The organism is Alkaliphilus crotonatoxidans (assembly GCF_054658015.1).
Window position 1 is genome coordinate 1,053,603 of the sequence record NZ_BAAHXS010000006.1, and the last position, 12,003, is coordinate 1,065,605.

At 39.5% G+C, this 12,003-nt stretch carries 12 protein-coding genes; all 12 read right to left on the reverse strand.

Annotated elements, in window-relative coordinates; all coding sequences use genetic code 11:
- Nucleotides 1-9: 9 nt before the first annotated feature.
- Nucleotides 10-2,244, reverse strand: a complete 2,235-nt coding sequence (locus tag ACYQ1I_RS17080; protein ID WP_459767478.1) for a DUF5702 domain-containing protein — start codon at nucleotides 2,242-2,244, stop codon at nucleotides 10-12.
- Between the two features lie 6 nt (nucleotides 2,245-2,250).
- Entirely contained in the window at nucleotides 2,251-2,925 is a 675-nt protein-coding gene (locus ACYQ1I_RS17085; RefSeq protein ID WP_459767480.1) for a TadE/TadG family type IV pilus assembly protein, read from the reverse strand.
- Nucleotides 2,926-2,982: 57 nt separating this feature from the next.
- On the reverse strand, nucleotides 2,983-3,174 hold the full coding sequence (locus tag ACYQ1I_RS17090; RefSeq protein WP_459767482.1) for a Flp1 family type IVb pilin: 192 nt from the start codon (nucleotides 3,172-3,174) through the stop codon (nucleotides 2,983-2,985).
- Between the two features lie 31 nt (nucleotides 3,175-3,205).
- Nucleotides 3,206-4,078 (reverse strand): type II secretion system F family protein, encoded by an 873-nt coding sequence (locus tag ACYQ1I_RS17095; RefSeq protein ID WP_459767484.1) that lies wholly within the window; start codon nucleotides 4,076-4,078, stop codon nucleotides 3,206-3,208.
- 2 nt (nucleotides 4,079-4,080) lie between these two features.
- A complete protein-coding gene (locus ACYQ1I_RS17100) occupies nucleotides 4,081-4,962 on the reverse strand; it encodes a type II secretion system F family protein (protein ID WP_459767486.1) in 882 nt (293 codons plus the stop codon).
- A 3-nt stretch (nucleotides 4,963-4,965) separates the two neighbouring features.
- A complete protein-coding gene (locus ACYQ1I_RS17105; protein WP_459767488.1) occupies nucleotides 4,966-6,201 on the reverse strand; it encodes a TadA family conjugal transfer-associated ATPase in 1,236 nt (411 codons plus the stop codon).
- A gap of 14 nt (nucleotides 6,202-6,215) precedes the next feature.
- Nucleotides 6,216-7,301 carry an AAA family ATPase gene (locus tag ACYQ1I_RS17110; protein WP_459767490.1) on the reverse strand — a complete coding sequence of 362 codons (1,086 nt, stop codon included), beginning with the start codon at nucleotides 7,299-7,301 and terminating at the stop codon, nucleotides 6,216-6,218.
- Nucleotides 7,302-7,317: 16 nt separating this feature from the next.
- The gene (locus ACYQ1I_RS17115) at nucleotides 7,318-7,842 is read right to left on the reverse strand and encodes an A24 family peptidase (protein ID WP_459767491.1); all 525 of its coding nucleotides are present in this window, start codon (nucleotides 7,840-7,842) and stop codon (nucleotides 7,318-7,320) included.
- 491 nt (nucleotides 7,843-8,333) lie between these two features.
- On the reverse strand, nucleotides 8,334-8,630 hold the full coding sequence (yhbY, locus tag ACYQ1I_RS17120; RefSeq protein ID WP_459767493.1) for a ribosome assembly RNA-binding protein YhbY: 297 nt from the start codon (nucleotides 8,628-8,630) through the stop codon (nucleotides 8,334-8,336).
- A gap of 18 nt (nucleotides 8,631-8,648) precedes the next feature.
- Nucleotides 8,649-8,831 (reverse strand): hypothetical protein, encoded by a 183-nt coding sequence (locus ACYQ1I_RS17125; RefSeq protein ID WP_459767495.1) that lies wholly within the window; start codon nucleotides 8,829-8,831, stop codon nucleotides 8,649-8,651.
- Between the two features lie 22 nt (nucleotides 8,832-8,853).
- Complete coding sequence (gene obgE / locus ACYQ1I_RS17130; RefSeq protein WP_459767497.1) at nucleotides 8,854-10,140, reverse strand: GTPase ObgE; 1,287 nt, start codon at nucleotides 10,138-10,140, stop codon at nucleotides 8,854-8,856.
- A gap of 413 nt (nucleotides 10,141-10,553) precedes the next feature.
- On the reverse strand, nucleotides 10,554-11,912 hold the full coding sequence (locus tag ACYQ1I_RS17135; protein ID WP_459767499.1) for a sodium-dependent transporter: 1,359 nt from the start codon (nucleotides 11,910-11,912) through the stop codon (nucleotides 10,554-10,556).
- Between the last annotated feature and the right edge of the window lie 91 nt (nucleotides 11,913-12,003).

Consider the following 12,003-nt stretch of genomic DNA (forward strand, 5'->3'; position numbering starts at 1 on the left):
TACACCTCTTTAGTAGCCCTGCCACTGCAGCAGTTTCATCTGATGCCGGTCTTTTCCCATGACAGGCCCATCCCCCTGGGCGCTAAAGGAACGGAGAAACAATACCTTTAATGAATAATCAAGCTCCAGTTGAAGATAGGTGTAATAGCGGTTTATATCGACTGTATTGTCATATAAGGGATTTTTCTCTAGATTTAATTGAATAAGGTCCTTAATTCTATTGAGCTTGAGGGATTGAGAAAGACCGGGTCTTAACAGAAATAGTCTTAGATAGTCTTCATAACCCATTTTAAAGCGATCTTGGCCTCGATAAAAATTTACCCGTTCACCCTTCATCAAGGTTTGTACGTCTTCAAGGGAGTATCCCATGGCCCAACCACACAGTATCATGGTTTTTATCAAAGGCATGGCAGCTCCCCCCAGGGGTGCCGCTATTACAGCGGCCAGGGCCGTTGCTGCCTTCAGCAGCTCAGGATTTCGATAAACATAGATTAAGTTTAATACAAACCTGGTGGCCACCAAATCTCGTTTTGCCTTCGTAAGGTTTTTTTCCTGTGATGGATTCCCATATAAAATATATTCCACTTCATAATCAAAAAAGGAAATCCGTTGCTCCTTTGACTGATTTCGCAGATTATACTTTAAATCCTCATGACCTGAGAGGGCAGTTTTAAAGATACCAACGCTATATTCGTTAATATAAAGATGATCTCTGATCTGTTCCAGGCTTGACATAATAATGGAAGTCTGCTGACCAATCTCTGATAAGCTTCCTTCACTGTAGCCTTTGCTGCCGCTCTTTTCATTAAATTCAACCTCATTACTATCGATTTCCGAGCCTGCTCCCCGGGAGGGCAGCCGAGCCAGGGTAGATGAATCAATGACAATATCATTTCCCCTGGTTTCCTTAAATAACGCATTGGCCTTCGATGCCACTTCCCTTCGATTGTCCTTATAATCTCCGGCATCGGTAGAAGGTATCTCTGGAACATCTGGTTTTTGATAATTTAACCCCAGATTAACAGCCCCTATAGTATGTCTGAATTCATTGATGGCCCGATTCAATTGACCTAGGCTTTGATTCGAATCAACGGTGATTTCCAGGGCAATTTGATGGGCACTGTCTAATTTCAGTTTACTTTCCTCTAAAATTAATTTTGTATTCTCTGCCGTTTCTATTAGCTCGATTAGTTCTTCTCCCTCTAAAAATTCCCGATAACCTTCAAGCTCCTCCATAAGATGCTTTTCATATTCATCTTTGTCAGATGAGCTTCGTTGGCTTAAGTTCCTCTCCATTGCCAAGGTTTTTTCTTTTATCTGTGCCATTAATTGCTTTAGCTGTTGAGAAGTAACGGTCAGTTGATTACAGTCCGACATGGCAGAAACAATAGCATTAGTGATTTCCCTATGGATTCTGCCTATGTTTTCGACAGCCCGTCTTTCTCCTCGATTGGCCTCATCCCTTTGGTTTCTGAGGTCTGCTAAGTCTTCTGAATAAGACCTCCTTTCCTCGGGGTCCTGTGTGGCCGACAAATAATCTCTAATACGCTGCTGCTGCGCTTCTATTTCCAGCTTACGTTCCTGATAATAAATTCTGTCATTGACCTCCTGAGCCATATCTTCCAGTAACGCCACATGTGAATCTGGTCTAAAGGAATTCAGGCGATCAATGATTTTTTCCAGCTCCAGCTGTTTTTGCGAAAGGGACTCCAACTCCCGCTCTATTTCAAGCTTTTGTTCTAAATCCTTAGCAGCCCGGCCAACCTTCTCAAGCTCAAAAAAATAATTGAGTCCCTCCTCAACAATAGCCTTTGGTGCACGATATTTCATAAACTCAAGAATTTGTTGGCCAATAACGTCGTCGTTTGTCAGGGAATACATCGGGGTTGCTTTAAGTGATTCAATTGAAAAGTCGTAAAGATCCCATGGAATTTGATTATCAAATAATAAATCTGCCCTTTCATGGGGCCTTAAGGTGCCTTCTATGTAAAAGGATAATAGCCGATCGATATCTTCCTCCTTTAATTCCATCGCAAATAATCCATAATCCTCCTTAAGGGTTTCATTATAATTTGCCAAAACTGAATGGAGGGCGGTATTGGCTGCTTCTCTAGCCATGGTTTCTCCAGTTCTAATTCTGGCACCGTCCACAATGATTCCTGTCAAGGTAATCAGAATCAGCAAAATAATACTAAAAAAAACGGTAATTGCCCCCTGTTGTGCCCTTGCTTTCAGTATTCTCACCCCTGCCTATTTAAAAAAGTTCTGTACCTTGTCTCTTACTTCTCGTATAGAATCAAAATATTTTTCCTTTAAATTCGAGGTCACCTCAAATTCCTCCAGTAAATCCCCTGCAAAATCTATATTTCTTATGATTTCAGGGGCATCCTTTACCCTTGCCTCTGAACGAACGGTCAATTGATGACCTTTACTTCCCATAATTTGATTAATAAAGGGAAAGGGGGGTTGATATTTGATATGGATGTCAATAATAAGCTTCTGATAAAATAGATAATTTTTATAGTCTACATCAATTACAGCTTCCTTTGGAGTTAACAGCCGATGTTCCTTCAGCTCCTCTTGAAGATATTCTTTAATAATATCTTTCTTAGTTTTGTTATTGCTAAATATCCCCAATCTCCAATAGAGGGGAGTCTTAAGCTGACGAAGCGTTACTTCTCCAGATTCAAGCAATGATTTACTTTCAGCCGACTGGCCCAGCCTAGACCAAGTTAAACCACCATTCATTGCAGTTCGGTCTGCAAGGGACTGTACTGCTGCATATTCATATAGTATCAATAATATATAAAATACAGTAATTAAGGCATAGATCATAACAGGAAATATAATTGCCAATTCTATGGTCATGCTGCCCCTTCGATTGAAATTCTTTTTTTGACTTAGATTCTCCAGCTTTTTAAGCATTGCCCCCATCCTTTTTGAGGAGGCCAGGATAACCCTAGCCTCCCATAAGAATTTTAATTAAATTCCGTTTTCAATCGAATTTGGATCAAGTTCATTTCCTTCGATGTTACCTAACACATTTTGAACAAATCTAACAATCGTTTTTCTAAACATAAGTGCTAAACCTACTAACACCGCAATTAAAAGAACCAGTTCAACAGTACCCAATCCATCTTCCTCTAAAATAAACTCTTTCAATAGTTTTAACATTCTAACCACCCCCTTTCATCGAATAGCACCATTACATTTGTGACAGGGCCAAAATAGCCGGTGTCATCACAATTAAAATAATGGCAAAAAACATTACCATCATGGGAAATAATAGCTTTGTAGAGGCCTCCTCACCCAACAGCTTGGCTGTATTTTTTCTCATAATCCAGCATTCACTGGATAACAGCCTGAGCATGCCCACCATTTCTCCGCTTCCCTTTTTCATATTTTGAAGAACCAGCGTTATAAATTTAAATATCTCAGGAGTCCTGCACCGATTGGCAAAGTCTTCATAGGCTTCAGCCTCTGATCTGCCTCCCCGTATTTCTGCCAGCGTCACCCTAAGCTCATGATAGAGGGGCCGTTCACTTTCGCTTTCCTCGGTGATTTTCTGCCAGGCCCTGGATAGATTCATTCCTGCATTTAATAATAAAATTAATTTGTTGAGGAATTCGGTAAAATCTAGCTTTAACAGCATCTGTCTTCTCTTAACCTGTTGATTGACCTCTTGATTGAGCCCATAAACGGCAGCAGCAGGCAGCAGCAGCACTGCTAAAATTCCTTCTCGATCAAGGCTGTCCTCCAGTGCGACAGCAAAGATCGATAATATGAGAAAAATAATAAGAACCATTGTCACCTGATTGGCCCAGTGAATTCTCAAATATCTTTGCCCCTCCTTAGGGCCGTAAAGCTCATTAAAACGAGACGCCATTCTTCTATCGTAGTTTGTCTGATACCGATAGCCTGTCTCTGCCAAAAGGAGGTAACCCATTGGCAGCATTTGCCTTAAGGGATATTGTTTTTGATTTAAGGACTCAAACATTTGGCTATATCTTTTTCGCCCAATTATATATAAAGTAATTTCTACAATAAGTAAGACAATAAAAATGATTTGAAAGACCATGCCTACACCTCGATATTCATTATTTTCTTAGACAACCAAAGGGCAATGCCCATCAGAACCAGGGCTATTGTCATCACGACCCTTCCAACCGCTGTAGTAAAGACCGGGGCCATATAATCCGGAGCAGTGGCCTTTAAAACTATAATCAGTAATACCGGCAGCACCATCAATACCCGTTGTTCGAATTTTCGCTGGGCCAGTAATAGCTCCAAATCCTGCTTAAACTCTAACTTTTCCGCAATAATTTTACTGGTATTTTTCATCACTTCCACCAGATTCCCCCCAGCACGGTTGCTGGTAACAAAGACATCAACAAAATTCTGTATATCCTCCAGATGAGAATAGGAAGCCAGGTCATGGAAGGCACTTTCGATAGTCTCATTCATTTCCAGCTTGCCGATGATTAATTCTAATTCAGAAATGATGAATGTTGATTCGCCGGCATATTGTAGCTTTAAATCCCTAATGGCATCCCGAAGGGATGCCTCCATGGACTTCCCGGCCGAAAGGGAAGAAGATATGGCATAAAGGGCATCCTTAAATTCAATATTCAGTTGAAGCTTTCTACTTACAATTATTTCCTTTCTCTTGATTTTAGGATAATACAGGGCTAGGGGAGTTAAAACCAATGAAAGGAGTAAATGTTGATAGAACACATAGCCCAGGAGAAATAATATTAACATGGCCTGAAAAATATATATAAGCCTTTCGCCAAAGGGCATCTGATAGGTGCTGTAATCTTTCATTTCATTTTGAGGCTTCTCACCTTTACTTCTCAAAAGAGCTGGTTCCTTAAGCTTTTGCAGTCTACCGGGAAACATCAAATAAAGAATGATCAAGAAGGATATGATTGCTATTAAAATTAATATAAATTGTAACCCCATAATTTATCCTTTCCAGGCTATACCCGCCATTTTTAATTTATCGGTATTCAATAATAAATTGGATGTTCGAATAAGCCGCCCCAATGGGCCCTGGTCACCACTTTCAAATTCCTCAAAGAGAAAGAGTGGATTTAATTTAACTTGTCCCCCTTCAATTCCTGCAACCTCTGAAATTTCCATGACACGTCTGCTCTTATCCCTTAGCCTGGAAAGATGCACCATAATATCGATTCCCGAAGCAATCTGTTGTCTAATGGCCTCTAATGGAAGGGGGGACCCGCTCAAAACCATGGTCTCAAGCCGACTTATCATATCCTTCGTGGAGTTAGCATGACCAGTTGAAAGGGACCCGTCGTGACCTGTATTCATAGCTTGAAGCATATCAATTGCCTCGGCTCCCCTTACTTCCCCTACAATGATTCTCTCGGGTCTCATACGCAGGGAAGCTCTGATTAGCTCCCGAATAGAAACCGCTCCCTTTCCCTCTACATTGGCATTACGGGTTTCAAGCCTTACCAGATTATCTATTTCAAGGATTTGCAGCTCTGCTGAATCCTCTATCGTAATGATTCTTTCTTCCCTAGGAATAAAGTTAGATAGCACATTGAGTAATGTAGTTTTACCTGAACCAGTTCCCCCACAAACGAAAATATTGTACTTTGCCACCACGAGCTGCTTTAAGAAGGTAGCTGCTTCTTCTGTTATAGCACCACCATTGATTAAATCCTCAATTGTCATAGGTTTTTGGGGAAACTTTCTGATGGTTAATATCGGGCCATTGATGGCAATGGGTGGCAGAACCACATTGACCCTGGAACCATCCTGAAGCCTGGCGTCTACAATGGGGGACGATTCGTTTACTACTCGATTGACCTTTGAGACAATGGCCTGAATAACGTCTTCCAATTTCTGTTGACTGCTAAAACGACTTGGATATTGATGACTCATCCCCTGTCGCTCGATAAAGATCATATCAGGCCCATTTACCATTATCTCTGTGATCGTGTCGTCCTCTAAAAGGGGCTGTAGTATATCCAATCTTCTTAGTCCATTAAAAACAGCCTCTACTACCTGCTGCTTTTCTGCAAGCATAAGTCGGTTGTCTCTGGCAATATCAAAAACAACCCTTTCAATCACATCAATTATTTCATCGTCCTCTATATTACTTTTTAGGTCCAGTCCTTCCCTAACCTTTTCCTTTACCAGCTCTATGACTTCATTTAAAGGCCTTTTTTCCATATATTACACCTCAGTTATAAGTTAACAAAGCTTTCAACCAATCCTTTAAGGGATTTAACATAAAGACTGTTCAAATTTATTTGATAGAATGCCCCTCTTTTAATAAGCAAACTGGGATCAGAGGGTAAATATAGCCGCAGGTCTTTCTTTGTTTCCTCCAAAGCCTGAAGGTCTTTGACCCGGTTATAGCACAAGATCATCTTATCCTTATGGAAATCATTGACCTCCAGCATTTTAAACAAAATCTCCGTTTTGCTTTTTCCCCCTGGGGTATCATTAATCAGCAGCACGATTGAATCACTTAGTTCTAACATGGTCTCAATTTTATCATCGAAGCTGCTGCTTACATCAATTAAAACATAGTCATAAAGACCACTCTTTTGAACTTCGTGAATAAAATTCCTTAGTTCATCAGGTGTAATTTCATTGAATTCCGATGGAACTTCGGCAGGCGGATAATAATTTAACTGTGTTGAAGGATCCTTTAGCCGCAAACCTTCCAGCTTCATTTTTAGCTGTTTTTGATCTCCCTTCATATAATAATAGAGCTGTCCTCCCTGCTGGGTACGCTGACAGTCAAAATATAACTCTGTCGACGGAAAAATTTCAAAGTTAAGATAAAGCACCTCTTTTCCCATTCCAGCCAAAAGCGACCCTAACGCCAAAGCCAGGGTGGTTTTTCCCGCACCTCCCTCTGCCGAATAGAACAGCCCCAGCTTGGCAGAACGTGTACTAACCTGTAGAGGCGTTACATCATTAGTGAGTAGCGATAAATTCTGTAAAATATCTGCTGCCAGCATGTCTCCCCTCTGATATTTAAAAATACTAGGATATTGATCTAAATGCTGACCTAGCCTGCCTTCAGACAATAAAATGATTTTACCTTCGTATACGCTTTCGATTTCTTCAGTCAATAGCTTAGGGTTTACAAGTAATATGTCAGCCCCATCGACGTTCATCACTGTTCTTTTGGCCAAAGCTTCTCCATGAGAATAGAGAAAAATATGAAAACGATGGGAATAATGTTCTGAAAAATAACTGTCTATAGCCTTTAAATAGGCTAAATCGGGATCTGCAATAATTAAATTGATTTTAACCATTTTTCCCTTCCTTTCTCTATATTTTTATTTGCAAGCTGACGATTAAAGTCCCCAAAGCGATGGCCACCGCAAAGGGAAAGTGTCCATTGTCCTTTCTGTTGAAATCCTGGTAAGGCAGCAAACTTCGGGTAAGAAAAGAAGCCTTTAAGTATTGAAATAAATTCATTAACCTTATCCTCATATTTTTCTTTATGATCATAATACAAAGGGCCATCAAACCGCCTGCTAAAAATGAAGCGAGCATACACTTAATAATAAATGTGCTTCCTGTGATGGAGCCGATAGCGCTGAATAGCTTAATATCCCCTGCACCGAGCATCCTGAGGAGAAATAAAGGTAAAAGGAATAAACCAGGAAGCAGTATTCCAAAAAAGGATTCCTTTATTCCCTGCTGCCCCGACATGCCATTGATGACAATTCCCATGAGCATCATAGAATAGACCAGCTTATTTTTTATTTTATTAGATTTGATATCAGTGTACACTGCAGCTATTATTAAACATAGTAACAGAATACTCTGAATCACCTTAAAATGATTCATTCATAGGCCTCTTTTCCTAGTTTCATTTACATAAATTCCAAAATTTAAAGTTACAATTTATTATTTAATTCGATATAATATTGTATATTCCTGCTAGAATTTGTATTATTTAAATATTTTTTGTTATTTTTAGCATAAAAAAACACAGTTCCTCTCAAAGTATGATTTGAACTGGTTTTACAGAACAGCGCCAGATGATATTCTTAGACTAATCGTTTTTAAAAATTAAATTAACGATACATTAATATTTTAATATAAACTCAAAAATTTCATTGATAATTCGGCACTTTTTCCAATACAATAATAATATTTTTTACATTCTATTGAATATTTCTATAAACTTTTATTTTTTAAGGTTGTTGAATAATTTTCAAACAATAAATTTCGTCATTGAATACTCTCTTGCCCGGTAAAATTACTTAAAGGGGAATATTTTATATATTCAACACCGTATTTTAAATAAAAGCATAAAAAAACCAGTACACAATGTACTAGTTTTTGGGTAATTGAATTCTTGGATTTTTCTTTGATTCTCGATATAAAACAAACCTATTACCAATGGCCTGAACAAATTCAGCCCTTAATTCCTCTGCCAGCTCATTGGCAACTTCCTTTGCATCCAGCAGGCTTGTCTCCAACAGCGAAATTTTCACCAACTCCCTGGCTTCAAGGGCTAGATCCAACTGCTCAATAAAATTTTCAGTAATGCCCCCCTTACCAATCTGGGTTATAGGCTTTTCTTTATGGGCTAACGCCTTTAAATAGCTTCTTTGCTTTCCTGTTAACATTAATCTGCTCCTTTTCTATTAAACCTCTATTTCCTTCCTTGCCTTTCTTCGATGAACCTCGTATTCCTTGACGCCCTTTTTCCAGCCTGAACGAACCTTCTCTACTGCCTGTTCCCGTTCCTTTACGACAAAATCATTCTTTGCAATGCAGAAATATGTTTTCGTATCTAATTTGCAATTTTCACAATTAATACAGCTCATATAACTACTTTACCCCCGTCTCCTAGTCATAATACTCAAATTCTATTTCGTCAATTTTAACTAGATCACCATCATTAATTCCCAATTCCTTTAGTTCATCGATAATTCCTCTCCTTCTCAACACTTTTTGGAAATAGGCTAAAGAATCTACATCATCAAAATTTGTAGAATTAACAAGTCTCTCTACAAATTTTCCTTCTACTATAAAAGTACTATTTTCCTTACGAATGGTATAGAGGTTATCAGGCTCATCTTTAAATTTGTATATTTTTTCTGTCTCCTCTTCAGAAACCACTTCTCTTTCTTGATCTTCTATCTCCTTTAATTTACTTGAAACATATACCATTAAATCATCTAAGCCCTTATTGGTGGCAGCAGAAATTGGAAACACCCTGATCCCCTGTTCCTCCAGGTTTTTTGTTAATATTTCAAGCTGTTCTTCTGCACCAGGAAGGTCTATTTTATTGGCCGCAACAATTTGTTGTTTTTTAGCCAGCCTTTCACTATAAAGTTTGAGCTCCTGATTGATCTTTTCAAAATCCTCCAGGGGGTTTCGCCCTTCTACCGAGGCCACATCTAATACATGAATTAACAGCTTTGTTCTTTCCACATGCCTCAGGAAATCATGCCCCAGTCCCACGCCTTCATGGGCGCCTTCAATCAAACCCGGTATATCTGCTAAAACAAAGCTATCTCCATACTTAGTTGATACTACTCCCAAATTAGGCGTAATGGTGGTGAAATGATAGTTTGCAATTTTAGGTGTCGCACTGGTTACTACAGATAAAAATGTAGACTTCCCAACATTAGGAAAGCCAATTAATCCTACATCGGCAATTAGCTTTAATTCTAATACAACGGTTAATGCCTCCCCCGCTTCACCTGCTATGGCAAACCGTGGTGCTTGTCGGGTTGCAGTTTTAAAATGAGTATTTCCTTTGCCTCCCTTTCCACCACGGGCTATAATTTTACGATCATTTTTATCTGTTAAATCCGCCAGTATTCTTTCTGTTTTTTCTTCTTTAATAATGGTTCCTGGAGGAACCTTTAATACTAAATCCTGGCCATCTTTGCCAAACATGTTTTTTTTACCACCGTTTTCACCATTCTCAGCGACATAGTGTTTTTTATATCGAAAATCCATAAGGGTTCGCATACCTTCATCTACTTCAAAGATGATATTTCCTCCCTTTCCGCCGTCACCGCCCTGGGGGCCCCCTGCAGGAACATATTTTTCTCTTCTAAAGGCCACAGCCCCGTCGCCGCCTTTACCGGCCTTTAATTGTATTACTGCTCGATCAATAAACATTCAATCACCCTTAAAATAGTTAATTTATTCAAGTTAAGCTACATTATATGTAAAAACATGACTTAAATATTAATTCAATAATTTTATTATATCAACTAGATACCCGCTGTCAACTATATTTATTATAACCAAAGGTCTACAATAACAATCAAACTTTTAGCTTCGCCCCGTAAACCATACTTTAACTCAGCAGCCCTTTACACCACCAGTGCCCTGGGTTATATAGATTACGAGATCTAGCCTGGGACAAATTTCCCACAGTATTGGAAAATTTGACCGGGTTAAATTATTGACGAAAAGTTCTCTTAAATTAGTTATTATAAACGAAACTTTCCAATAGATGAAAAAAGGATGTTCATATCGATAATATGACATCCCTTGATATTGAGATAAAGTGAAATCTACAGTCTGAATCAACCAATACCGCCGTAAAAAATCCCTAAAATGTATACAACAATCGTTAGTCCACAGAAAACATATTTTGTCATAGGTTCAAACCAGGCACCAATAGTTTTCTCCCGTCCCAATTGGGCCTGTTCCCTGGCAAATCCTGGTCCACAAACCCAGAAGAACATAATTCCTGCCAACAGTGCGCCAAGGGGAATGACATAGATGGAAACAACATCCATCCAGCTTCCGAGCTTATCGGCATCCTCCAGTATTAGACCAACCAGAGCGGAAACAGCTGCAATGATTGCCACTGAGGTACCTCTTGATAGTTTAAATCTCTGTTGCAAGGCTTCAATGGGCGTTTCAAACAAGTTCATCAACGAACTGACACCTGCAAATAATACTGCTACGAAGAATAAAATCGCAAACAGCTGGCCCATGGGCATCATTTTAAACACATTGGGCATGGTGATAAACATTAGCGGTGGTCCTGCTGCCGGATCCAATCCGAAGGCAAATACCGAAGGAATAATGACAATCGCCGCCAGCATAGCCGCTATTGTATCAAAAATTGCCACATTTTTGGCACATCCAACAACATCTTCTGTTTTTTTCAAATAGCTTCCATATACAACGGTACCCGACCCTGCCAGTGACAGAGAGAAGAAGGCCTGACCCAAGGCATAGACCCATGTCTTCGGATCCTTTAAAAGCTCCCATTGAGGAACAAATAAATATTGATATCCCGTCGTCGCCCCCGGTAATGTCGCCACCCGAATAGCCAAAATAACAAATAATCCAAAAAATGCCGGCATCATGAACTTATTCACTTTTTCAATCCCATTTGATATGCCTAAAAGCATAACAATAAATGTCAACGCCAGCCCAGCAAAGTGCCAGCTTACGCTCCCGAGGGGGCCTGCTATCTGCCCAAAATAAGCTCCGCTGTCTGCTGCCGTTGTTACGGCTCCGGAAATGGACCCCACAGTAAATTTCAGTATCCATCCCACAACAACAGCATAGCCAATAGCAATTCCCAAAGATCCTAACACAGGAATGAGTCCTAACAAATCACCATTTTTTTTATTCCGTCTTTCAAAGGCTTTTTTAAATGCTCCCAACGGGCCCGTTTGCATGGCACGCCCAAAGGACATCTCACCTATTACCCCTGTAAAACCAATTATCATAACAAATAAAAAATAAGGAACTAAAAATGCCGCACCACCAAATTGACCTACACGATAGGGAAACATCCATAGATTTCCCATACCAACAGCTGAACCGATACATGCTAAAATAAACCCAACTTTAGAATTAAACGTATCACGATCCCCCAACGTCTCATTTTCCATGACAACGTTTTCATTATGTTTATCTGGCATTGTTCCACCTCTTATCTTTTATATTTAACATCTTCAGGTCTAATATTTTAAGGGTAAGAATTACCTGCAGCTATTGCTGGCAATAGCCACA

Coding starts and splice junctions, on each gene's coding strand:
- ACYQ1I_RS17085 (WP_459767480.1), bottom strand. CDS start 2,925: ATGCTTAAAAAGCTGGAGAATCTAAGTCAAAAAAAGAATTTCAATCGA.
- ACYQ1I_RS17090 (WP_459767482.1), bottom strand. CDS start 3,174: ATGTTAAAACTATTGAAAGAGTTTATTTTAGAGGAAGATGGATTGGGT.
- ACYQ1I_RS17095 (WP_459767484.1), bottom strand. CDS start 4,078: ATGGTCTTTCAAATCATTTTTATTGTCTTACTTATTGTAGAAATTACT.
- ACYQ1I_RS17100 (WP_459767486.1), bottom strand. CDS start 4,962: ATGGGGTTACAATTTATATTAATTTTAATAGCAATCATATCCTTCTTG.
- ACYQ1I_RS17105 (WP_459767488.1), bottom strand. CDS start 6,201: ATGGAAAAAAGGCCTTTAAATGAAGTCATAGAGCTGGTAAAGGAAAAG.
- ACYQ1I_RS17110 (WP_459767490.1), bottom strand. CDS start 7,301: ATGGTTAAAATCAATTTAATTATTGCAGATCCCGATTTAGCCTATTTA.
- ACYQ1I_RS17115 (WP_459767491.1), bottom strand. CDS start 7,842: ATGAATCATTTTAAGGTGATTCAGAGTATTCTGTTACTATGTTTAATA.
- yhbY (WP_459767493.1), bottom strand. CDS start 8,630: ATGTTAACAGGAAAGCAAAGAAGCTATTTAAAGGCGTTAGCCCATAAA.
- ACYQ1I_RS17125 (WP_459767495.1), bottom strand. CDS start 8,831: ATGAGCTGTATTAATTGTGAAAATTGCAAATTAGATACGAAAACATAT.
- obgE (WP_459767497.1), bottom strand. CDS start 10,140: ATGTTTATTGATCGAGCAGTAATACAATTAAAGGCCGGTAAAGGCGGC.
- ACYQ1I_RS17135 (WP_459767499.1), bottom strand. CDS start 11,912: ATGCCAGATAAACATAATGAAAACGTTGTCATGGAAAATGAGACGTTG.